Genomic DNA, 22084 nt, shown 5'->3' on the forward strand with positions numbered 1-22084 from the left:
GCCCCTTCGGCGGAAGCACTGGTCGCCCCCGACAGTGCCACTTGTAACGCCAGGAAATTCTCTGACGATGACGAACACGGGCGAAGAGTTGGACCTCGCCGTCGCTGCCGCTGCGCAGGGCGACAGATCCGCTTTAGCCCAGGTACTCGAACTGGTCCGCCCGTTGGTGGTGCGCTATTGCCGCGCGCGGATCGGCGCCGCGGAGCGTGGACAGCTCTCTGCGGACGACGTCGCGCAGGAGGTATGTCTGGCCGTGATGACAGCCTTGCCCCGGTATCAAGACCAGGGCAGGCCCTTCATGGCCTTCGTATACGGAATCGCTTCGCACAAGGTCGCAGACGCACATCGAAACGCCGCCCGTAACAAGGCGGAGGCGATGGCCGAAGTACCAGATGTCATATCCACCGACCAAGGTCCGGAACAACGAGCTCTCGAATCCGAGACGAGCAGGCAGATGAACAGCTTGCTCGCGACGCTTCCTGAGAAGCATCGAGAGATCCTGATACTGCGCTTGGTCATGGGTTTGTCAGCAGAAGAAACCGCAGTCGCCGTGGGCAGTACGGCGGGTGCGATACGCGTCGCCCAACACCGGGCGCTCGCGAAACTGAAGTCACAAGTGGCGAGGGCAGGTGAAATGTATGGCTAGGGATGGCGAGCGCGGTCGGGGCGACTGGAAGGCGCGACGTGGATCGCGAAATAGCGGTCCCTACGCCGGGGATGGTGACACCGGACCGGTGGACATCGTCGCGGTGCGCCGAGATGATGCGCTGATCGATGCCATTGCTAGCAACGGACCGGTGCAGACCGACAGCGCGGAGGAGTATCAGCTCGCGACGCTGATGGCGGACTGGCGAGCGGAGCTCATTTCGCCGCCGCTGCCTGGCGAACCGAACCTCGATGAGATCGTTGCGGCGGTCAACCAGGAGATCGGTGCCCGGCAGGTTCGTATCGGTGCGCAGTCCGGTGGGCGACTACGGCTCATTCGTCCGATTCTCGGGACGGCGGCCGCGCTGGCTCTGGTCATCGGTGGTTTGTCCGCGTTCTCCTATGGCGCCGCGCCGGGCGATCCGCTGTGGCGGGTCAAGGAAGTCGTATTCAGCGAGCAGGCGCAAACCACCGTGGTGCAGCGTGCCGACAGCGATCTGGCCAATGCGAAATCCGCGCTCGATCAGCGTAATCCGGAGCAGGCCAAGGCCAAGCTGGAAGGCGCCAAGACGAACGCGGAGCTGATCGACGACCCGGTCAAGAAGGAGAAGCGGCTCAGCGAACTGGATATCTTGTTCGCCGAGCTGGCCAAGACCTTCCCAGATATCGCGAGTTCGATCACCTCGGCGGCACCGACAACGAAGCCGGCCCCGGCGGCGACCGACGGCACCACCGCACCGACCACCAAGCCCAAGCCAGGGACCGACAGTTCGAGTGTGGTGATTGCGCCACCGGTCGACACCAAGCCGTCGACGACGACGGAGCCGACTGCGCCGGACAAGCCGCCGCTACCGACGACACAAGTGCCGGCGACCGCCGAACCGCCCACGCAGCCGAGTCAGAATCACCCGACCCCAGCGACGCCGACCACCGTGGTAACCCCGCCCACGGTGGTCGAGCCGACCGCGGATACCGGCGTGCCCGCGCAGCCGCCGACCCGTCCGCAGTCGCCGACCGGTGGCAACACTTTTGTGATCCCCAGTGGTTTGCCGTCTATGCCCGGGTTGCCGGGATCGGGTCCGGCCACGTAATCGGAGTTCGTACTCCAGCAGTGTTTTCGAGTGGAGAATGCGTCTGATCCGGCGGAAACGTTTGGGGTAGACGCATATCTGGACGCGTGCGCGTGCGTGGTGCGCTGACGTCCGTAATGCCCGTGCATGAACCGATCGCCGACCGGCGGTCGGTTTTTGTGTGTCAGCTATTTCACATCGCGCACGCGCGTCACCGCTCCTCGTACGCGGCGTGCGGTGTCAGCTGTCGAACCCGTCGAACCCATCGCCGTGGAAGGCCTCGTTCATCGAGGCGTCCGCGTATCCCCGGCAGTAATCCCAGGTGACATACGCTTCCGGCACCGGGTCGTAGGCGGGCTCATGCGGGCGCACCGTGCCGTCGACCAGCAGTTGAAGCAGGTTGGCGCGCAGCATGTCCCAGTCGTGGTAATGGTCTTGTCTGCAGTCCTCGCAGCTGACCACCAGTCCTCGGATGCCGCGGTGCGCTAGTAGTGCCTCGTACACCGCAAGGTCGGCGAGATCCTCCTCGACCGCAAGGCGCTCGTGGGGATCCAGCGGTTCGCCGGGCTCGATTGCGTCGAGCGCGGCGGACGGGTCGGAGGGGTCTCCGGCGAACGGATCCGGCGGCAAGCCAGGTGGTAGATGGTCACGCACACCCCCACGGTACGCAGAACAGGGTGGTCTTCGCCAGCTATGTGACGCGCCAGTTTCGCCGGGTGGCTCAGTCCGTGAGCGAGCGTGGGGAGCGAACCAGCAACGTAGCGCGCCTTCGCGCACGACGGAGCCGAGCGTCAGTGAGGCGCAGTCGCGGGTGCGTTTGCGGGACAGATACCATTGGGTGCAGGCCCCGGCCAGTACACAATCATCGCTGGCGGAGCCGCTACCGTCCATCCCATCAGCTTCCACGACACCGGCCGGCCCGGTGCTCGTTGCTATCGACGTCCAGGAGGGGTCGATCCGAATGAGTAATCCCGTATCGGGCGAACGAATCGCGGTCCGCCCTCCTACGGGTGGTGACGATCCGAACAAGATCGCCATGCTCGGCCTCACGTTCGACGATGTGCTGTTGCTACCGGCCGCTTCGGATCTCATCCCCAGCTCGGTGGAGACCTCGAGCCAGCTGACCCGCGAGATCCGGTTGCGCACCCCGCTGTGCAGTTCTGCGATGGATACGGTCACCGAGGCGCGGATGGCTATTTCGATGGCGCGCGCGGGCGGCATGGGTGTGCTGCACCGAAACCTGGCCGCCGCCGATCAGGCCGCGCAGGTGGAGACCGTGAAGCGGTCCGAGGCGGGCATGGTGACCGATCCGGTGACCTGCCGCCCGACCGACACCCTGGCCGAGGTCGACGCCATGTGCGCGCGCTTCCGCATCTCCGGCCTGCCGGTGGTCGACGAGACCGGCGCGCTTGTGGGCATTATCACCAACCGCGATATGCGTTTCGAGGTGGATCAGAACCGCCGGGTCGCCGATGTGATGACCAAGGCGCCGCTGATCACCGCGCAGGAGGGCGTCACCGCCGAGGCCGCGCTCGGTCTGCTGCGGCGCCACAAGATCGAGAAGCTGCCCATCGTGGACGGTAACGGCCGCCTGCGCGGGCTCATCACCGTCAAGGACTTCGTCAAGACCGATCAGTACCCGAACGCCACCAAGGACCGCGACGGGCGGCTGCTCGTCGGCGCCGCGATCGGCGTCGGCGAGGACTCCTGGTCGCGCGCCATGACTTTGGCCGACGCCGGAGTGGATGTGCTGGTCGTCGATACCGCGCACGGCCACCAGGCCGGTGTGCTGCAGATGGTGACCAAGGTCAAGGCCGAGGTCGGCGATCGCATCCAGATCGTCGGCGGCAATGTGGCCACCCGGGCCGGTGCGCTCGCACTGGTCGAGGCGGGTGCGGACGCGGTGAAGGTCGGGGTCGGTCCCGGCTCCATCTGCACCACCCGCGTGGTCGCCGGTGTCGGCGCGCCGCAGATCACCGCGATCCTCGAGGCCGTCGCGGTGTGCAAGCCGCACGGCGTGCCGGTGATCGCCGACGGTGGCATCCAGTTCTCCGGTGATATCGCCAAGGCCATCGCGGCGGGCGCGTCGACGGTCATGCTCGGCTCGCTGCTGGCCGGTACCGCCGAGTCACCGGGTGAGCTGATCCTGGTGGGCGGCAAGCAGTTCAAGAGCTACCGCGGCATGGGCTCGCTCGGTGCGATGCAGGGGCGCGGTCAGGCCAAGTCCTACTCCAAGGACCGCTACTTCCAGGACGACGTGCTCGCCGAGGACAAGCTCGTGCCCGAGGGCATCGAGGGCCGGGTGCCCTTCCGCGGACCGGTCAACCAGGTGATCCACCAGCTCGTCGGCGGCCTGCGGGCGGCCATGGGCTACACCGGCTCGCAGTCCATCGCGCATCTGCAGCAGGCACAGTTCGTGCAGATCACGGCGGCGGGACTCAAGGAGAGCCACCCGCACGACATCACGATGACCGTCGAGGCGCCGAACTACACTGGTCGCGGCTAACCTGCTCGACGGTGGTGTACTGGACCGCTCGGTCCGTGCATGATTGAGCTGGTTCGCACGTCGTCGCGGTCCAGCGCCGCAACAGTTGAGTGAATCGAATGGTCGGGGATGACGAGTCTCGACGGCCAGGTCCCCGCTCTGTCGACCACGACGGAGCGAGTCTTACGAGCGAGGAGTTCGCGGCCCGTCTCGCGTCCGAGTCGTCGAAGTGCATGCGACGTAGTCGCGAGTCTCGACGGCTCGGCCGCTAGCGACTGCTTGCAGGTCGCTCGAAAGGGTCAGCGAGACATCGGGGGCCGCGAACACGCCGCGCCGCAGGCGCGGCAAATTAGACAAGGAGAAGAGTCGTGCGCGACATGGTCGAGATCGGAATGGGTCGGACCGCCCGGCGTACCTATGAACTGGACGATGTAGACATCGTCCCGTCGCGGCGGACTCGTTCGTCGAAGCAGGTATCGCTGGGGTGGCAGTTGGACGCCTACCGGTTCGAGATCCCGTTCCTCGCGCATCCCACCGACGCGCTCGTCTCACCGGAGTTCGCCATCGAACTCGGACGGCTCGGTGGGCTCGGTGTCATCAACGGTGAGGGGCTCTGGGCCCGGCACGCCGATGTCACCGCGAAGATCGACCAGCTGCTCGAGCTCGTCGCCAAGGGCGGGTACGAGCGTGCCGTCGCGCTGCTGCAGGAGCTGCACGCCGCGCCGATGCAGCCGGATCTGCTGGCCGCCGCGGTCGCGCAGGTGCGGGCCGCCGGTGTGACGGTCGCGGTGCGGGTGAGCCCGCAGAACGCCCGCGCCCTGACTCCCGCGCTGGTGCAGGCCGGTATCGACCTGCTCGTCGTGCACGGCACCATCATCTCCGCCGAACACGTCGGCGACGGTGAGCCGTTGAATCTCAAGACCTTCATCGCCGAACTCGACGTGCCGGTGGTCGCCGGTGGGGTCAGTGATCACAAGACCGCGCTGCATCTGATGCGCACCGGCGCCGCGGGCGTCATCGTCGGCTACGGCTCCTACCCGGGCGCGACCACGACCGGCGAGGTGCTCGGCATCGGGGTGCCGATGGCGACCGCGATCGCCGACGCCGCCGCCGCGCGCCGCGACTACCTGGACGAAACCGGCGGGCGCTATGTGCACGTGATCGCCGACGGTGATATCGCGAATTCGGGTCAGCTGGCCAAGGCCATTGCCTGTGGCGCGGATGCCGCCATGCTCGGTGTGCCGCTGGCGCTGGCCGCCGAGGCGCCGGGCCGCGGCTGGTACTGGCCGTCGTCGGCCGCGCATCCCTCGGTGCCGCGCGGTTCGCTGCTGCACGTGGAGGATCCGTGGGATCTGGGCGGCGAGCTGTCCGGTGACACCGGCGATACGTTGCGCCCGAGCCTGGAGCGCGTTCTCTTCGGTCCCTCCGACGACCCCTTCGGCTCGCTGAATCTCGTTGGCGGCCTGCGCCGTTCGATGGCGAAGGCGGGCTACTCCGACCTCAAGGAATTCCAGCGGGTCGGTCTGAGCGTGCGCGCCTGACCTGAGCGGATGACGGGTCGGCGTTCAGCGAACGTGGGTCGGCACCGTGTGCTCGCGCAGGAACTGCTGGATGACGGCGTTGACGGGTTCGGGGTGGGTCATGGTGACCGCTAAGCGCGCGCCCGCGATCTCCGCGTAGGTGGATGCGGTCAGCCCCTCGGCGAGCTGTTCGGCGCGGTCGCGGGCGATACCGCTGTCGGTGGCGTGAATCACCAAGGCGGGGCAGGTGATTTCGGCCAAGCGGTCCAGCACCGAGTCCCGGCCGAGCAGGCAGCCCGCGGCGACCTCGATGCCGCGGCGGTCGCGGACCAGCCACCGCTTGGTCCAGATCGCTCGGTACCACTCGTCATCGCCGATCAGCCAGTACGCGAGTTGTTCGACGGCTTCCCGGCGGGAGCCGTCGTCGTACCACTCGTCCAGGAATTTCTGGGTCGCGGTGGACTGTTCGGCTGTTGGGCCGTGCGCCTCGGTGCTGATCAAGATCAGCGCCGAAACCCGCTCGGGTGCGATGAGCGCGGTGCGTAGCGCGGTGAACCCCCCTTGCGCGGTGCCGCCGAACACCGCGCGTTCGGCACCGAGATGATCGAGCACGGTGAGGGCGTCGCGCGCGGCGGTCCAGTAGGTGAACGGCAGCCCCTGGTCCTTGGTGCGCCCGTGCCCGCGCGCGTCCCAGGACACGATCCGGAATTCCGGTGCGAGCGCGGCCATCTGGGATGCGAACATCGTTCGGTCCATGAAGAATTCGTGTGCGAGTAAGACCACCGGACCGTCGCCGCCACTGTCCTCGTAGTGGATGTCGGCGTCTATCGCGCGGGCGAAGGGCACGGCATGAGGATAACCAGCGGTGCGGGGGTGCGCGGGACGATTCAGCCACTCACTAAACTGTGCGGGTGGCAGAAACTCAGAGACCGGTCCTCGTCGTCGACTTCGGCGCACAATACGCCCAGCTGATCGCCCGGCGGGTCCGTGAATCGAGTGTGTTCTCGGAGGTGATTCCGCATAGCACCACGGTGGAGGAGATCGCCGAGAAGCAGCCACTCGCGGTGATCCTGTCCGGCGGACCCGCCAGCGTGTATGCCGAGGGCGCACCGCAGTTGGACGCGCGGCTGTTCGATCTCGGCATCCCGGTCTTCGGCATCTGCTACGGCTTCCAGGCCATGGCGCAGGCGCTCGGCGGCACCGTCTCGCAGACCGGCACCCGTGAATACGGCCGCACCGACCTCAATATCGACGGTGGCCTGCTGCACGGCGGCCTGCCGACCAAGCAGCCGGTGTGGATGAGCCACGGCGACGCCGTTACCGACGCGCCCGAGGGTTTCGAGGTGACCGGCACCAGCGCGGGCGCGCCGGTCGCCGCGTTCGAGGATCGGGCCCGCAAGCTGGCCGGTGTGCAGTACCACCCGGAGGTGCTGCATTCGCCGCACGGCCAGCAGGTGCTCAGCCGCTTCCTGCACGAACTCGCCGAGATTCCGGCCACCTGGACCCCGGCCAATATCGCTGATTCGCTGATCACCTCGGTGCGCGAGCAGATCGGTGACGGCCACGCCATCTGCGGGCTGTCGGGCGGCGTGGACAGCGCGGTTGCCGCCGCGCTGGTGCAGCGCGCCATCGGCGACCGGCTGACCTGTGTATTCGTCGACCACGGCCTGTTGCGGGCGGGGGAGCGCGAGCAGGTGCAGCAGGACTTCGTCGCCGCGACCGGCGCGAAGCTGGTGACCGTCGACGCGGTGGACAAGTTCCTCGGTGAACTGAAGGGCATCACCGATCCGGAGGAGAAGCGCAAGACCATCGGCCGGGAGTTCATCCGGTCGTTCGAGGACGCGGTCTCCGAGGTGGTCGTCGAGCAGGGCGGTGGCGCGCTGCCGAAGGTCGAATTCCTGGTGCAGGGCACGCTGTATCCGGACGTCGTCGAATCCGGTGGCGGCTCGGGCACCGCGAATATCAAGAGCCATCACAATGTCGGCGGTCTGCCCGACGATCTGGAGTTCGAACTCGTCGAGCCGCTGCGGCTGCTGTTCAAGGACGAGGTGCGCGCGGTCGGCCGTGAGCTCGGGCTGCCCGAGGAAATCGTTGCCCGCCAACCGTTCCCGGGGCCCGGCCTGGCCATCCGGATTGTCGGTGAGGTCACCGCGGACCGGCTGGACACGCTGCGCCAGGCCGATGCCATCGCGCGCGAGGAGTTGACCGCCGCCGGTCTGGACCGCCAGATCTGGCAGTGCCCGGTGGTGCTGCTCGCCGATGTGCGCAGTGTCGGCGTACAGGGCGACGGCCGCACCTACGGTCATCCGATCGTGCTGCGCCCGGTCTCCAGCGAGGACGCCATGACCGCGGACTGGACTCGCCTGCCCTACGACGTGCTCGAGCGCATCTCCACCCGCATCACCAATGAGGTGGCCGAGGTCAACCGGGTGGTCCTCGATGTGACGAGCAAACCGCCGGGCACCATCGAATGGGAGTGACCCCTCGAACGGGGCTGATCGACCGGCTTTCGGGAGTACCGTCAGCCGGGTAGACCAGTTTCCAGGGGGTCCGATGGCGAAGAAGCCACTCTGCACCGTCAACGCAGTCGTCGAAGCAACGTGTGGAGCCGTGGCCGCGCTGCTCACCACGGTGAGCGCCGGTCCGGTCGGCCCGGACAACGCCTTCTTCCTCGCCGACGGACCGGATCCCGGGATGCGGCTGCGCGGCGGCCCGAACGAATTTCGGGCCGCGATCGCGGGGAATTCCAACGGGATTCGGGTCGAGGTGGATCGGGCGCAGGCGATGCTCGCGGTCGAGGGACAGTGGTGGTTTCGCGCCGAATGCCGCGTGCTGCCGCATCCAAAGGGGGCCCGGGTGACCCAGCAGGTGTTCAACGTCGCCACCAGTGCGCGGTGGATGGTGCCGATGATCGCGCGGGGTGTCGAGGGGAAGCAACGGATGAGTATGCAGCGGTTGCTGGACCGGATCGGCGAACATCTCGGCTGTTCAGCCTATTTGGACTAGCGGCGTCGGTGGAGGCGCGCCGGGGAGTGTGAGCGCTAGTCGGTGTGGTCGGTCCCGGTCGGCGCTTGTCGGCTCGATGCGGTGCCGAAGACGAGGTGCCCGAGGAGCAAACCGCCGCCGAGGTAACTCCGGCTCGGTGTCAGTGGCATGAACCGCCCCATCGGAATTCCCAGGTGATCGGTCGGCTCGTCGTCGATGTCGAACTGTTCCATGGGCATTGGCGTTCTCCTCCGCCGGAAGAAAATGGCCCGTCACGGAGGCGGGCCATTTTGTCGGTGTATTCGGTTGTCGATCAGCGCGGTTTGCGCGGAGAGATGACCAGCAGGATGCCGACCACGATGGCGGCGATCACGATGACCCAGCCGAGTGAGGCCACGCCGGTGGCGGTCATGGTGGCCGGGCCGATGAAGGCCCAGATGCTGACGCCGAGGGCCAGCAGGCCGACGATCAGCAGGGAGACGGACGGTCCACGTTTGGTGGTATCGGTATCGGTTGGGTCAGCCACGATGCACCTCCGCATTGCCGGTCCGGACATTGACTTTCAGGTCGAGCACCGGTGCGCCCGGGGTGTTCGGTCCGGTGATCCCGGTGGGGCACTGGACATCGCCCAGATTGACGGTGCAGTCGGCGTGCACCGTCATGCCCGCGGGGAGCAGGATGTTGGCGTCACCGAGCTGGACCGCGACCTCGACGGCGCGGCTTTCGGTCAGATTCAGCGACCGCAGGTCCAAGGTGCCTGTGCCGATGGTCAACTCGTACTTCGGCGCCAGGTCGGCCATCGCGGTCGGCGTCCAGGTGCGATCGCCGACGGTGGCGCTGTCGAAGGCGATCGGGCCGATCATCGAGGCCAGTACGACGAATCCGGCGAGTGGCGCGGTGAGCACCAGCAGGCCGTAGCCGCGGCGCAGGAACGCGCCGAGCACCAGACCCAGGCCGATCACCGCCAGCGCGACCGCGCCGATGCGGCCGGGGGTCATCCAGTCCACGCCGGCGGCGGCCAGCGCACCCGCACCGGCAGCGGCCAGGATGGCGAGGCCGAGGACCACGGGGGTGAGCCGGGAGCGGGGGCGCTTCGGCGCGGGCGCGACGATCGTTCGGGTGGGGGTGGGTTCGGGGAGGTCCCAGGCGAGTGGGGCGACGCCGAGTGGGTCCCAGGAGGAGGGTGGGGTCGAGCCACGGGGGTGTGCCGCGGTCTCGACCTGCGTCGTGCCCTTGCCGAGCGGTGCTGCTCCGATGTCGTCGCCCTTGTCGAGCGCCGTGGTTCCAGTGTCGCCCTTGTGCAGCATTACCGTCTCGGCATCAGCTGGCGTCGTGCCCGCATCCATTGGCGCGGTGCTCTTTTCGATCAGTTCGGTTTCGGCGTCGCCGTTGTTCAACAGCACGGTGTCGGCATCTGCCTGCTGCGCTTGGGCAGTGCTCTGGACGGGTGTGTCCGGGACATACGCGTCCGGCAGCTTGGTGTACGGGGTATACATGCTGGTCGGCGGGACATCGGGCGAGTAGAAGTCGCCGGGCATCGTGCGCTGCGGGAACACGGCACCGGGGTAGCCGGTCGCGGTGAGACCGCCGTCGAAGGGGTTGAGCGAACTCGTGCCGGGCGGTGGCTGCGGATTGCGCATGTGCAGCATCCACCAGCCCGCTAGCAACAGCGCCATGCTGATCAGACCGGAGCCCGCCAGCCCGACGCCGACCGGGCCCATGGTGCTGACCGCGATGGCGAGCGCGACGATCAAGACGATGGTCTTGGTCTGCGACTGCGAACTCTGCCCCTTGCCGAACAGCGATTCGGCCGCGGAGGACTGATCACCGGCCTCGCTCAGCAGCAGCCAGGCGAGCAGATACAGCACGATGCCCGCGCCGCCGAAGATCGTCGACACCACCAGCGCCACCCGCACGAGCACTGGATCGATGCCGTAACGCTGCCCGAATCCGGCCGCGATGCCTGCGATCGGGCCTTGCCGCGGCAACCGGACGGGCCGCGTCTGCCACATCTGGTGGAGCTGATCGCCGAAGCTCGTTTTCGTCATGGTTCCCATACTGGGCGTGACCAGCGCTTCGGCACATCGGGGGGAACCCTGAAACTATGACTGATACTTTTGGACCAATCGGTCTCTTGTTTATTAGCCGCAGGGCGGACGGTAGGAGAGTTGGGGCAGGTAGCGCTGCCATAGTTCGGGGGTCATGAGGGTGGCGGTGGCATGACAGATGCGTTCGATCGCGTGCTGCTCATCCAGATCCCACAGCCGACGCTCGCCACCGCTACTCGAGGCGGACAGATAGTCGCCTTGTGGACGGAACTGGATGAACCAGACGTTGGTGCCGGGCGGTGCGATGGAACTGGACAGGAGGCGGGGGTGACGGCGATCGCTGAAGTCCCATAACCGCACCGAACCGTCGTTGCCGCTGGTGGCCATGATCTTGCCGTCGGGGCTGAACGAGGTCGAGATGATTGCCAGATTATGTGCGGTGACCCGATCACCGATCGGTTCGGGCGATGCCGGGTTACTGATGTCCCAGACCTGAAAGGTTTCGTTCGCCACGGTGACGGCGGTGCGGCCGTCGGGGTGCATGATCACATCGAGCATCAGCGACGAGCGCTCCGGCACGGATGTACCCACCCGGACAGGGTGGTCCGGGTTCGAGATATCCCACAGTGCCAGCCTGGTTCGCAGGGCCATCGCCGGCGAACTCGGTTCGGACAGCGTCGCTTCGATGATCGCGAGGGTGGGCCCGGTCGGATTGAAACCGATGGCTTGGACCTGCGCGGGAGCCACGGATGTCGGTGTTCCCAGTAGCACTGGGCGGGAGCGGTCCGTAATGTTCGCGAGTTGGAAGGTATCGACCTTGGAATCCAGAGTCTGCGCCGCCAGGGTCCAGTCGCGGTTGAAGCTCAGGCGCGACCACTGCGACGATGCGGCCTGCCAGTCGCCCGATATCCGAATGTGCTTCGGGTCGGAGAGGTCGACAACGACCATCGGACCTGTCGGACCGTCCCGCGCGATCAGGGACTTCCCATCAGGGCTCAAAGACCGGATCGATGATCCCGGCTTCGCCCTGAATTCCCCTATCCGAACTGGTTCCCGGGGGTTACCGGTATCCCATATGACGAATGTGCCGTCGCTGGAATCGCTCACCATTCGGGTGCCGGTGGCATCGAATATCGGACTCCTGCCCCAATCGGTGTGTCCATTGAGAACCGCTGGAGCCAGGGACCAAAGCCGCACGATTCCGTCGGTGCCACCGACGGCCAGTATCTTTCCGTCCGAGCTGAATGCCAGCCCCGTCGGTTCACCGGTACACCGAGTGGGAATTCTCGCGTCGTTGAGGCAGCGGGACGGAATCGCCGACAGCAGGGCGCCCAGCGGGGTCGGCTGCGCGGGATCGGCGATATTCCATAGTTTCGCACCGGCGGAACCGCCGGTCGCCAGTGTGCGGCCGTCTGGGCTGAAGGCGAGCAAGGGGACGGGCTGTTGAACCACGGTATCCACCAACGGATTTCCGAGCGGGCGCGGGTGGGCGGGATCATCGACGGCCCATAACTGGGTCACGCTGACGTAGGTGTGTCGTACGGTCAGGCGTGGACCGGCCAGGGCGAATGCGGTGTTGTCGGGGCTGAACCGGATTGCTTCGACATCGTGGGTGACCTCGAATGGTGTTCCAGCGCGGGTGATCTCCCCCGCGTCCGGGACGGACCACAATTCGACCGTCGCGGTACTGCGGTCCCAGTTGCTGGTCGCGACCGCCAGTAGTCGCCCATTGCCACTGAACGCGAACGCGGAGAGGTCCCGATCGCGCGGCGCGGGAATGAAGCGACCCTGGATCGGTTCGGCCGGATTGCCGACATCCCATAGGGTGATGCCTTTGTCGCGCATGGACCCGACTGCCAGCGTCCGCCCGTTCGGACTGAAGGACACCAGATAACCCGTGTCGCTGGTGATCGTCGGCGGTGATCCGAACAGCCTGGGATGCGCCGGATCACGGACATCCCACAGCTGTGGCCGTGCCGAAGCGCCGGTGGTCGCGAGCACCGTGCCATCAGGGTTGAATGCCATGGACATCGCCCCGGACGGGGATTCGCGTAACGGCTCGCCCAGCGGGCGGGGATGTCGTGGATCGGCGATGTCCCAGAGGCGGATGGTGTTGTCGTTGCTCGCGGAAGCCAGCACCCGGCCATCCGGTCGGTAGGCGATGGTCCTTATCCCCTCCTCGTGTGCGACGAACGGTGTTGCGAGGGGGACGTTCTGGGTCGCGAGCAATCGTGCCCGCACCTCCGGATCGCCCGGCCTGAGTTGTCCGGCAACGAGATATAGCTGGGCAGACAGCGATGGATCGATCGGCTGTAGTCGATCTGCCTCTGCCAGTACGGATCCGAAGTTCTTGTCGTTGCGTTGCTGTTCGGTGAGCCTGACCTGTGCGTAGGCGACCGCGCCGAGTACGAGTAGGCCGACGCCGAGCACGGCGAGGACTACGCGGGTCACCGACGACTGTCTGCGGGTGTGCGTTCGCGCTGCTCGGGAACGATCGAGGAAGGCGCGGACCCGGCCGCCGACCAGGGGTGGATCGACATGACCCAGAGCGGTCTCGAGCCGGGTACCGCGATAGAGCAGTGAGGGATCCTGTCCGGTCGAATCCCATTCCGCGGCATCGGCTTCCAACCGTTGCCGGACCAGGTAGCCGACGCGGTCCTCATCGATCCAGGTGTGCAGGCGTGGCCAGGCGTCCAGCACGATCTCGTGGGTCAGGTACACCGAGTCGGAGTCGAGGGTGATCAGGCGGGTGCGGGCCAGCAGTTCCAGTGCGGCCGTGGCCGATACCGGGTCGGTGGTGCGTTCCAGCAGATTCGGCCGGGCGGCGATGCGCCGGGTATCGCGCGAATCATTGGCGACGGCGACGAGTCCCAGCAGGACATCCTTCGCGGAGGACTGCTGGGTGTCGGATAGTTCGCTCCATGCCTGTTCGGCGGTGGCGGCGATGGAGCCGATGACACCACCGGCCTTGCGATATCCGGCGACAGTTAGTTTGCGGCCTTCGCGGTGCTGCCAGGTGGCAGCCATGACATGGGAGAGCAGCGGGAGCGCGCCCGGGTCGTAGCTCTGGCGGTTCTCGTGATCGCCGACTCCGCAGAGTTCGGTGATCACCAATTCCTCCAGGCCGGACTCCAGTTCGAGCCCGGCGTGGTTGGCCGGTCCGATTAGTACCTGGGCGAGTTCGTCCAGTCGCATGGGGCCGAGCAGGTAGCTGCGGTATTCGAGAGCGTGCTGCAGGATCGGGTAGTCGAGGCACTGGGCGTAGAAATCGGCGCGCAGGGCGATAACGACGGCGATGGCATCGTCGGGGCGAGTTGCGCAGCGGTCCAAGACATTCAGGAAGGCTTCACGCTCGCGTTCCTCCGTGCAGGCGGTGAACAGTTCCTCGAACTGGTCCACGATGAGCAGACGCCGCCGGTCGGCGCTCCACTGGTCGAGTGCCGCGAACACCTCGTCGGCGGATGGCTTCGCTATCGCGTTGTCCGTGTGAAAAGCCTTGGCCAGCGCTAAGAGTGGCGTCGCTCCGGGTGTCATCACTGCAGTCGACCAGTTGTCGGTGACGGCGGGTGTGAGTCCCGCGGCCAACAGCGAGGACTTGCCCGCACCCGATGCGCCGATCAGCACGACGACGCCATCCACGTCAGCGGCGGCGCCCTGGACCAAATCGACGAGTTCGGCAGTGGATCGGGTTCTGCCGAAGAAGATGTCCCGGTGCTGCTTGCGATAGGAAGTGAGCCCTAGGTAGGGACAGGCCGCATCGTCCTCGTCATCCGGTGTCCAGGTGATCGCGGCCTGCCAGCACCGTTGCCATTCACGGACTTCCAGCAACTGTCGAGCGGTCTGCGGTTCGGCCTTCTTGGCCAGCTCGATCAGGGTGAGCACCACCGGAAGCAGCGAATCGAAGCGAGCCGGAACATTGCGCCCCGCCTTCCAATCACTGATCCGCTGCACCGAAGCACTCGCGGTAGCCCGCGTACCTTGCGCGGCTCGCATCCTCGCTTCGGCCGCAGTGGCCACCCGTCGCAACGTCGGATTCCCGGCGGCCGCATAGAGATCAGCGAACCGTTGCGCGAAAACCGCACGCGGTGACCGGATTTCCCCCCGGTCTTCGGCGGTGGTGTCCCCGGTCACCACGTGCGCCCAGTAAAACTCTTGGGCGACACAGACATAGGAACAATCTAGCCGGTTCCGGTTGCCGAGACCCGGTCGAGCGGCGATGCGCGATATTTGCATCGCCGCTCGAGTATTGGCGGTTACAGGAAGATTCGGTCTCCTGTCACCGCGTCTCCCACGCTGACCTCGGGCGATTCCGCCGTGACGGTCACGTAGGACTGGATCGTGAGTGGGCCGCCGCAGTTCTTCACCAGCAGGTGATAGTCGTGGCTGACCAGGTAGCTGGTGCTGCCGGGTGCGAGCTGCTTGGTGCCCACTTCGATCGGGCGGATTTCTCCCGGTGCGAGCGACAGGTCGAAGCCGATGCCGGCATGGATGGTCGGGCCGAGGCTGGCGTTCAGGTTCGGTGACACGGAATCGCCGCTACCGCTGACGCCGATGCTGAAGCCTGCGTCGAAACCGATTCCGGCGTCGATATCGACCGCGAGCTTCACCTCGACCGCGCAGGCGATGAGGTAGCCCGCTTTCAGTGTGCCCGTCGCATTGGCGGGGACCGTTGCGTAAAAAGTGTCGTCCAGGAACACTTCTCGGTTGGTCGGCATCCCGTTGAGCGGGGGCACCGGGCGGAACTGTTCGTCCATGTGGCCGACGGTCAGTTCGAATCCCGCTGGGCCCGAGTAGTTCTTCTCGTGTGGCGCCATCCCCTGTGCGTTGGCGAACGGTGCACCCGCCAAGACAACTCCGGTCAAGGTGGCAGCGATCGCCAGTACCGACTTGATGTTCATGGTTCCTCCCCGAACCTGTGCTCCTGCGGAGCGAGTGCCGTCGTTTCCGGCGGCGGTGGTGAGTGGGACGTTTTCCGGCCCGGAAGAAACGTAAGTCGGCAGGTGGTGCCCGGCCGAGGGGGTTGATCGGTGAGCGACCGGGAATGCGCTGGTAGATGTGGTCGACGGCAGTTATCCGGTCCGGCGCGGCCCCGGTGGGCGGCGGATTCGGCGCTTGTCCGCTCCGGGCGTCACGCGACGCCTGAGCATCCGATAAGAACGGCAGTTCAGCAGGGCTTTCCTGTCCGGACCGGACGGAAAACGGCGACCCGAACCAGCTGTGGGCGAAGATCAGGGTGATTCCTGATGGTCGGTGTCGGTCACCCGTGCCAGTATCAAGATATGTACCCGTCCGTGCCCGCGTTCGATGCTGCCCGAGGGGCCGACCCTCGGGGCTTCGGCGCCGCACCCGGGTTCGCGCCGGGCCCTGGACGCGGCTTCGGCCCCGCGCCGTTGCCCGCGCCGACGCCGCCGTATCCGAAGATGGTGCGGCGCTCGGGCGGTCGCATCGTCGGCGGCGTCGCGGGTGGTATCGCCGATCATCTCGGGCTCGACGTGTTCAAGGTGCGGATGGCGTTCGTATTGCTGTCCGCGCTGGCCGGTGCGGGCATCGTCGCCTACGGGATGCTGTGGATCTTCACCCCCGGCGGCGCGGACGCGACGAAACCGTCCGGTAAGGAGCGGCGGCAGGCGATCGGGCTGGCCCTGCTCGGAATCGGGCTTGCTGTCGGGGTGTCGTGGCTGTTCAGCGGGACCGCGGCGAAGGTGATCGTGCCCATCGTCGTGGTGGCGGTCGGTGCGGCGCTGGTGTGGCGGGAATACGACACCGACGGCCCGCGGTCGCTGCTCGGACTGCCCGCGCGCCCCTCGGTGGTCACCTGGTCGCGCATCGTGGCCGGCATCACCATGATCGTGCTGGGGCTCGGCGTGGTGGTGCTGGCCAGGATCGATCTGAGCTCGCTCGGCTCCGCGCTGATCGCGGTCGCGGTTACGCTGATCGGCGCCGGTCTGCTCACGGTGCCGCTGTGGCTGCGCATGATGCGGGCGCTGAACGCCGAGCGCGCGGCCCGCATCCGCAATGAGGAACGCGAGGAAATCGCCTCCCACCTTCATGATTCGGTATTGCAGACGTTGGCGCTGATCCAACGCCAGGCCGACGATCCGCAGGAGGTGGTCCGGCTCGCGCGCAGCCAGGAGCGGGAACTGCGCCGCTGGCTGTTCGAGGATTCCGGTCCCGCGCAGTCGAGTCTGGCCGCCGCGCTGCGCACCATCGCGGGCGAGGTCGAGGACCAGCACGGGGTGAAGGTGACGCCGGTGACCGTCGGCGATGTGACGATGGACGGCGACGACAGCGGAAGCGGCCTGCCGAAGGAGCATTTCACCGCATTGCTCGGCGCGAGCCGGGAGGCACTGGTGAATGCCGCCAAACATGCGGGAGTCCCGGAGATCGACCTGTTCGCCGAGGCCGAACCGCATCAGGTGAGTATTTTCGTGCGCGATCGCGGTGCCGGATTCGATATCGCGGCGGTGCCGCAGGATCGGCGGGGTGTCGCGAAATCCATCCGCGCGCGGATCGAGCGACGCGGCGGTCAGGTGGAGATTCTGTCCACGCCCGGTCGCGGCACCGAGGTGCGGATCATCATGCCGCGCACCGATTCCGGTGGGCATGCGGATCGGGACAAGGCCGATGAGCAGCTCGACGACGAACAGCGGCAACCGGTGCGCAACGGGAAGTGACGCCCACCGCCGGAATGCGCCGCCGATTTTCTGTGGCAATTGTGGTACCGATGAAGTGCGGGCTGCCTTCGGGCGGCCCGCGCGTCAGGGTGGGTCGATCCACCGAGGTAGAGGAGAAGTAGGTGTCCGTGCGGGTCTTTCTCGTCGATGATCACGCCGTATTCCGCTCGGGTGTGCGGGCGGAGCTGAGCCGGGAGACCGATATGGAGGTGGTCGGGGAGGCCGGTGCGGTGGCCGAGGCGGTCACCGGAATCAATGCGGCGCGTCCGGATGTGGTGCTACTGGATGTGCATATGCCCGATGGCGGTGGGGTCGCGGTGCTGTCCGGTATTGATGACGGTCCCGTGTGTTTGGCGCTGAGCGTCTCCGATGCCGCCGAGGATGTGATCGCGGTGATCCGCGCGGGCGCGCGCGGCTATGTGACCAAGACGATCTCGGGATCCGAACTGGCCGACGGTATTCGGCGGGTCGCCGGTGGAGACGCGGTGTTCAGTCCGCGGTTGGCCGGTTTCGTACTCGATTCGTTCACCGGTAAATCGCCGGTGCCGGAGCCGCCGCTGGATCCGGAGTTGGATTCGCTGACACCGCGCGAACTCGAGGTGCTGCGGCTGCTGGCGCGCGGCTACACCTACCGCGAAATCGCGGAGAACCTGTTCATCTCGGTGAAAACCGTTGAGACGCACGCATCCAACGTGCTGCGCAAAACCCAGCAGTCCAACCGCAACGCGCTCACCCGCTGGGCCCACCGCCGTCGTATCGATTGAGCGACCTACATCATCGCGACGATAACGGCGATGATGATGATCAGGCCGATCAGCAGGCCGATGGCGATGGCCAGCGGAGCGTTGCTCGGCTCCTTCGGTTTGGCGCCGCGCTGGGGTGCGGCGGGCGCGGGACCCGACGGACTGCGGTGCGGGCGCGGCAGCGGCGTCGAGTGCGGGCTGCGCAGTCCCGACGCCGAATTGCGCGCTGCCCACGCCGGAATGGTGCCGTCCTCGGTACGCACCGGGGCGCCGAGGATATAGGGTCCGGTGCCGGGACCGAATGCGGCGGTGAGGATTTCATCGCGCGCCTCGGCCATCGTCGGCCGCCGCTGCGGTGCTGGTTCCATCATGTGCAGGAGGGCGTGGGTGAGCATGCCGCTGCGGCTGGGCGGGATGATCTGGGCCATGGCCGCGCGGTGGACCACGGCGTCGGTATCGTCGTCCATCCCGAACGGCGGCTGCCCCTCGATCGCGGTGTACAGCGTGGCGCCGAGGGAGAACACATCGCTGGCCGTGGTCGGCTGCGCGCCGCGCGCCACCTCCGGGGGGAGGTAGGCCGGAGTGCCGGTGATCACGCCGTCCGGGTCGTCGGAGCTGTCGGTCGCACCGCGCGAGATGCCGAAGTCGCTGAGCTTGGCCATGCCGACGACCGGTCCACGGTCGGCGACGAGGATATTGCCCGGTTTGATATCGCGGTGCACGATGCCCGCGACGTGCGCGGCGGCCAGCGCGTCGGCGACCTGCGCCCCGATCTGTGCCACCTCGATCGGCGGCAGGGTGTCCACCAGCGCCAATGCCTTTGCGACACTGCGTGATGGCAGATGCTCCATCACCAGCCACGGCTCGCCCGCCTCCAGCACCACGTCGTAGACGGCGATGGCGTGTTCATGCGAGAGCTTGGCCGCGACCCGGCCCTCGTGCATGATCTGGTTGCGGATCGCGTTCGCCTCGGCCTCGGGGAGTCCGACGGTGGACAGGACCTGCTTGATGGCGACATCCCGATTCAGTAGCCGGTCGGTCGCAAGCCAGACCGCGCCCATGCCGCCGCCGCCCAGCTTCGACTGCAGGCGGTAGCGGCCGGCGACGAGGTAATCGGGGCCGACAATGGGACGAGCGCGTTCGGTCACGGGTGCAGGGTAGCGGAAAATGAGGCTAGCTGGCCTGATTCGCGAACGACACTGCCCCACGACTATTCGGACAGCGTGCGGTCCGGGTGCATACCGTCCACCATCCCGATGAACGGTGGATGGATGCTGTAGCCGAGCATGCGCCGGATCTCGGGTGATACCGCGCGCACCGTCTCGCGGCTGGTGGCGAGGGTGAACGCCTCCTGGGTCCGCAACCACGGTTCGCAGTACTGCGCCGTCGCGGCGAGTCGTGGCCGGGCCGAGCGGTTGGCGCCGCCGCCGTGCCACAGGGTGCCGAGGAAGAACACACACGAACCGGCAGGCATGACGCCGGGCACGCGCTCGTCGTCATCCTGTGGCATTCGGCCGTCCGGCCAGTGGTGGCTACCCGGCACCAGCACGGTCGCGCCGTTCTCGGCGGTGAATTCATCGATCGCCCAGATGGTGGCCGCGGACAAGGCCTTTCGTGGCCGCGGCACCGGGTAGAAGCCGTCGTCGGGATGCAGCAGTTGGGCGTTTTCGCCGGGCGCGATATTGATGATCTGCAGCTGGGACAGGAGGTAGCCGGGCAGCAGGAGTCGATCCAGCAGCGCGAGCACGCGTGGGTGGTCGACCAGTCGGTCGACCATGCGAGTCTTGCCGAGGACGCTGTAGAGGCGCTGAGTTCGGTGTCCCTCGAAGGCGTTTCGTCCACTCGGGCCGAGCAGGGGGAGCAGTTCGGTCCGCAGGGCGGCGCATTCGGTTCGGTCGAGCAGGCTCTCCATGATCACGTAGCCGTCGCGGTCCAGGGCCGTCAGGTCCGAGTCCACCTGTGCGGTGGGGACATCGCGTTGGGGTGGTGTCACGCGGTGGGTTCGGGACAGGTCGCCCGCGAGGTCCTCGAGTCGTTCGACCCGCGGTTGGGTCGCCCGACTGCCACTGCGCATCGAATCTTCACTCATTGTTCCTCCTGGAAGCCGGTCGCACCGGCCACGAACTGCCAGACCTGATCGGCGACGCGGGTTCGATCCGGTCGCGGGTTGCGGGTGAGTGCCACCGCTACGGCCATGTGCACGCCGCCGAGGACGGCCGCGACCAGCAGCTCCGGGTCGCGGTCGGCGGGCACCATGCCCTGCTGCTGGCCCTGGGCCATATTCCGTGCGCCGACCTCGATCGCCTGCTGGAGGCGTTGTCGTTCCACGCCCGCGGTCTCGGCGTCGCCGAATCGTCCGAGCGCGACCGGGGCCAGCGGATCGTCGTACAGGAAGTTCACCCAGGCCACGACCCGCGCGTGTTCGCGTGCGCGCCAGTCGTTTCCGGGGAACTCCGCGTAGGTGACGGTTTCGTCGAGCCGGTCGTAGAAGTCGGCGATGACGGCGGTGAGCAGTCCGCTGCGCGATCCGAAGTAGCGGTAGGGCAGGCCGACGCTCACGCCGGCGCGGCGGGCGACGGCCGCGACCTCGAGTTCACCGGTTTCGCTCAACTCGGTGTGCGCCGCCGCCAGCAATCGCTTGCGCGCGGTCGCGCCGCGTCGGGATAGTCCTTCGTCGCTCATGGTCGCGGCTCGCTCTGCATGTGCGATGCGGACCCGATTCGCTCAGTGCTCACGACTCGATAGTAAGTTGAGTTCAACTCATTTTGCAACGGCATCATCTCGAAGTTGGCGCGCACGCTTGACGGAAGTCGGGGGCGGGTTTCTACTGAGCGGGTATCGAACGTATATTCGATAGTGATCGATAGCTGAATCGGTGCTGGCTCTCTTCGGTGGGGGCGGCGCCGCGTGCTTTCGCCTCGGGTCCATCGTGGGAAGTAGGTGGTAGTGATGGGTTCGGATGAGGATTCAGGGGCGGGGGGGCGGCGGGATGGGCTGCCGCCGGGAGCGGGGCGGGATAAACCGGCACTGGATGAGCTGCGCAGACGGATAGCGGCGATACCCGGGCGTGGGGAAGCGGCGGCCGAGCCGATACCGCTCGCCGCCGAATTGCGCCGGGAAGCGCTGGCCGTGCCGCCCGCCCTTGCCGAGCTGTTGCCCGAGGGCGGCCTGGTCAAGGGTTCGGTGGTGGCCTACGCGGGCGCGAGTTCGCTGCTGGCTGGACTGCTGGCCGCGGTGACCGAGGGCGGCGGGCATGCCGCGGTGGTCGGGCTGCCGAGGCTCGGCTTGCTCGCCGCGGTAGAAATGGGTGCGCAACTGCAACGCCTCGCCGTCGTCGCCGATCCCGGCCCGGATCCGGTGGAGGTGGCCGCGGTGTTGCTCGACGGCCTCGATCTGGTCGTGCTCGGCCTCGACGGCGCCACCGTCGCACCCGCTCGCACCCGTGTTATCGCCGCCCGCGCCCGCAACAAGGGCGCCACCCTGGTGGTCACCGACGGCGGCTGGCCCAACCCGGCCCTGCGCCTGGACACCCGCATCGCCGGCTACAGCGGCCTCGGCGCCGGACGTGGGCGCCTGCGCTCGGTATCCCTCGAGGTGCTGGTCCGCGGTAAGGCGGGTCCGCCTCGGCACGGCCGAATAGAGTTGCGCCCCAGTGCGAGCCGCGTGGAGTGGGTATCGCTGGAGACCGCGGTGAACGAGGCGACCGCCGACGCACGCGAAGCGGCATCGTGAACCCGACCGCTCGTCATACCGGACGGGTTCGCGGGGTACGACATCCAGACCGTGCTCACACCCTTTGTCCCCACCACGCACCTCCTACAGCGGGTGTGTGGTGGGGACAAGGGGTGTGGGCATTCTTCGGATCGGCAGATTCGGCAAGTGAGGTGACGCCCGATGCGCGCGGTGCGGCACCG

19 protein-coding genes are annotated in these 22084 nt (G+C 67.1%); 9 read left to right on the top strand and 10 right to left on the bottom strand.

Annotation, left to right across the window (positions count from 1 at the left end; genetic code table 11):
• The first annotated feature begins 67 nt into the window (after positions 1–67).
• Entirely contained in the window at positions 68–646 is a 579-nt protein-coding gene (locus OG874_RS40755; protein ID WP_040686727.1) for a sigma-70 family RNA polymerase sigma factor, read from the top strand.
• The gene (locus tag OG874_RS40760) at positions 639–1736 is read left to right on the top strand and encodes an anti-sigma-D factor RsdA (protein ID WP_330252354.1); all 1098 of its coding nucleotides are present in this window, start codon (positions 639–641) and stop codon (positions 1734–1736) included. Before OG874_RS40755 ends, OG874_RS40760 begins: the two co-directional genes overlap by 8 nt.
• Before the next feature lie 219 nt (positions 1737–1955).
• Here OG874_RS40760 and OG874_RS40765 read toward each other — a convergent pair whose 3' ends face one another.
• The gene (locus OG874_RS40765; RefSeq protein ID WP_330252355.1) at positions 1956–2369 is read right to left on the bottom strand and encodes a DUF5319 domain-containing protein; all 414 of its coding nucleotides are present in this window, start codon (positions 2367–2369) and stop codon (positions 1956–1958) included.
• A 307-nt stretch (positions 2370–2676) separates the two neighbouring features.
• On the opposite strand from OG874_RS40765, the gene guaB reads away from it, so the two are divergent.
• Both guaB and OG874_RS40775 read left to right on the top strand, forming a co-directional pair.
• Positions 2677–4221 carry an IMP dehydrogenase gene (gene guaB, locus OG874_RS40770; RefSeq protein WP_330252356.1) on the top strand — a complete coding sequence of 515 codons (1545 nt, stop codon included), beginning with the start codon at positions 2677–2679 and terminating at the stop codon, positions 4219–4221.
• A 347-nt stretch (positions 4222–4568) separates the two neighbouring features.
• Positions 4569–5741: a GuaB3 family IMP dehydrogenase-related protein gene (locus OG874_RS40775; protein ID WP_330252357.1), complete on the top strand. Its 1173-nt coding sequence runs from the start codon at positions 4569–4571 to the stop codon at positions 5739–5741.
• Between the two features lie 24 nt (positions 5742–5765).
• On the opposite strand, the gene OG874_RS40780 is transcribed toward OG874_RS40775, so the two are convergent.
• Positions 5766–6566: an alpha/beta fold hydrolase gene (locus OG874_RS40780; protein ID WP_330252358.1), complete on the bottom strand. Its 801-nt coding sequence runs from the start codon at positions 6564–6566 to the stop codon at positions 5766–5768.
• 59 nt (positions 6567–6625) lie between these two features.
• Here OG874_RS40780 and guaA point away from each other — a divergent pair, with 59 nt between their 5' ends.
• Together guaA and OG874_RS40790 are read left to right on the top strand one after the other, a co-directional pair.
• Positions 6626–8200, top strand: coding sequence for a glutamine-hydrolyzing GMP synthase (gene guaA, locus OG874_RS40785; RefSeq protein WP_442943215.1), 1575 nt, complete (start codon positions 6626–6628; stop codon positions 8198–8200).
• Between the two features lie 73 nt (positions 8201–8273).
• A complete protein-coding gene (locus tag OG874_RS40790) occupies positions 8274–8726 on the top strand; it encodes a hypothetical protein (RefSeq protein ID WP_330252360.1) in 453 nt (150 codons plus the stop codon).
• A 35-nt stretch (positions 8727–8761) separates the two neighbouring features.
• On the opposite strand, the gene OG874_RS40795 is transcribed toward OG874_RS40790, so the two are convergent.
• The 5 genes from OG874_RS40795 to OG874_RS40815 form a co-directional block, all read right to left on the bottom strand.
• Positions 8762–8944, bottom strand: coding sequence for a hypothetical protein (locus tag OG874_RS40795; RefSeq protein ID WP_330252361.1), 183 nt, complete (start codon positions 8942–8944; stop codon positions 8762–8764).
• Positions 8945–9018: 74 nt separating this feature from the next.
• Positions 9019–9231 (bottom strand): hypothetical protein, encoded by a 213-nt coding sequence (locus OG874_RS40800; protein WP_330252362.1) that lies wholly within the window; start codon positions 9229–9231, stop codon positions 9019–9021.
• Positions 9224–10762: a PspC domain-containing protein gene (locus OG874_RS40805; protein WP_330252363.1), complete on the bottom strand. Its 1539-nt coding sequence runs from the start codon at positions 10760–10762 to the stop codon at positions 9224–9226. Before OG874_RS40805 ends, OG874_RS40800 begins: the two co-directional genes overlap by 8 nt.
• A gap of 84 nt (positions 10763–10846) precedes the next feature.
• Positions 10847–14887, bottom strand: coding sequence for an NACHT and WD repeat domain-containing protein (locus OG874_RS40810; RefSeq protein WP_330252364.1), 4041 nt, complete (start codon positions 14885–14887; stop codon positions 10847–10849).
• A gap of 119 nt (positions 14888–15006) precedes the next feature.
• The gene (locus tag OG874_RS40815; RefSeq protein WP_330252365.1) at positions 15007–15651 is read right to left on the bottom strand and encodes an MspA family porin; all 645 of its coding nucleotides are present in this window, start codon (positions 15649–15651) and stop codon (positions 15007–15009) included.
• A 522-nt stretch (positions 15652–16173) separates the two neighbouring features.
• On the opposite strand from OG874_RS40815, the gene OG874_RS40820 reads away from it, so the two are divergent.
• On the top strand, positions 16174–17427 hold the full coding sequence (locus tag OG874_RS40820) for an ATP-binding protein (RefSeq protein WP_330257625.1): 1254 nt from the start codon (positions 16174–16176) through the stop codon (positions 17425–17427).
• A 128-nt stretch (positions 17428–17555) separates the two neighbouring features.
• Positions 17556–18191, top strand: a complete 636-nt coding sequence (locus OG874_RS40825) for a response regulator transcription factor (protein WP_330257626.1) — start codon at positions 17556–17558, stop codon at positions 18189–18191.
• A 5-nt stretch (positions 18192–18196) separates the two neighbouring features.
• On the opposite strand, the gene OG874_RS40830 is transcribed toward OG874_RS40825, so the two are convergent.
• From OG874_RS40830 to OG874_RS40840, 3 genes are all read right to left on the bottom strand, one after another.
• Positions 18197–19318 (bottom strand): serine/threonine-protein kinase, encoded by a 1122-nt coding sequence (locus OG874_RS40830; RefSeq protein WP_330252366.1) that lies wholly within the window; start codon positions 19316–19318, stop codon positions 18197–18199.
• A gap of 62 nt (positions 19319–19380) precedes the next feature.
• Positions 19381–20259, bottom strand: coding sequence for a phytanoyl-CoA dioxygenase family protein (locus tag OG874_RS40835; RefSeq protein ID WP_330252367.1), 879 nt, complete (start codon positions 20257–20259; stop codon positions 19381–19383).
• A complete protein-coding gene (locus OG874_RS40840; protein ID WP_330252368.1) occupies positions 20256–20852 on the bottom strand; it encodes a TetR/AcrR family transcriptional regulator in 597 nt (198 codons plus the stop codon). Before OG874_RS40840 ends, OG874_RS40835 begins: the two co-directional genes overlap by 4 nt.
• A 267-nt stretch (positions 20853–21119) precedes the next feature.
• On the opposite strand from OG874_RS40840, the gene OG874_RS40845 reads away from it, so the two are divergent.
• Positions 21120–21902 carry a hypothetical protein gene (locus OG874_RS40845; protein WP_330252369.1) on the top strand — a complete coding sequence of 261 codons (783 nt, stop codon included), beginning with the start codon at positions 21120–21122 and terminating at the stop codon, positions 21900–21902.
• Positions 21903–22084: the final 182 nt, after the last annotated feature.

The sequence above is a fragment of the Nocardia sp. NBC_00565 genome (genome assembly GCF_036345915.1).
Lineage (GTDB): Bacteria > Actinomycetota > Actinomycetes > Mycobacteriales > Mycobacteriaceae > Nocardia.

Excerpts from the sequence above, each read along its gene's own strand:
- OG874_RS40755 (WP_040686727.1), top strand. The coding sequence starts at position 68 with ATGACGAACACGGGCGAAGAGTTGGACCTCGCCGTCGCTGCCGCTGCG.
- OG874_RS40760 (WP_330252354.1), top strand. The coding sequence starts at position 639 with ATGGCTAGGGATGGCGAGCGCGGTCGGGGCGACTGGAAGGCGCGACGT.
- guaB (WP_330252356.1), top strand. The coding sequence starts at position 2,677 with ATGAGTAATCCCGTATCGGGCGAACGAATCGCGGTCCGCCCTCCTACG.
- OG874_RS40790 (WP_330252360.1), top strand. The coding sequence starts at position 8,274 with ATGGCGAAGAAGCCACTCTGCACCGTCAACGCAGTCGTCGAAGCAACG.
- OG874_RS40795 (WP_330252361.1), bottom strand. The coding sequence starts at position 8,944 with ATGCCCATGGAACAGTTCGACATCGACGACGAGCCGACCGATCACCTG.
- OG874_RS40805 (WP_330252363.1), bottom strand. The coding sequence starts at position 10,762 with ATGGGAACCATGACGAAAACGAGCTTCGGCGATCAGCTCCACCAGATG.
- OG874_RS40815 (WP_330252365.1), bottom strand. The coding sequence starts at position 15,651 with ATGAACATCAAGTCGGTACTGGCGATCGCTGCCACCTTGACCGGAGTT.
- OG874_RS40820 (WP_330257625.1), top strand. The coding sequence starts at position 16,174 with ATGGTGCGGCGCTCGGGCGGTCGCATCGTCGGCGGCGTCGCGGGTGGT.
- OG874_RS40835 (WP_330252367.1), bottom strand. The coding sequence starts at position 20,259 with ATGAGTGAAGATTCGATGCGCAGTGGCAGTCGGGCGACCCAACCGCGG.
- OG874_RS40840 (WP_330252368.1), bottom strand. The coding sequence starts at position 20,852 with ATGAGCGACGAAGGACTATCCCGACGCGGCGCGACCGCGCGCAAGCGA.
- OG874_RS40845 (WP_330252369.1), top strand. The coding sequence starts at position 21,120 with ATGGGTTCGGATGAGGATTCAGGGGCGGGGGGGCGGCGGGATGGGCTG.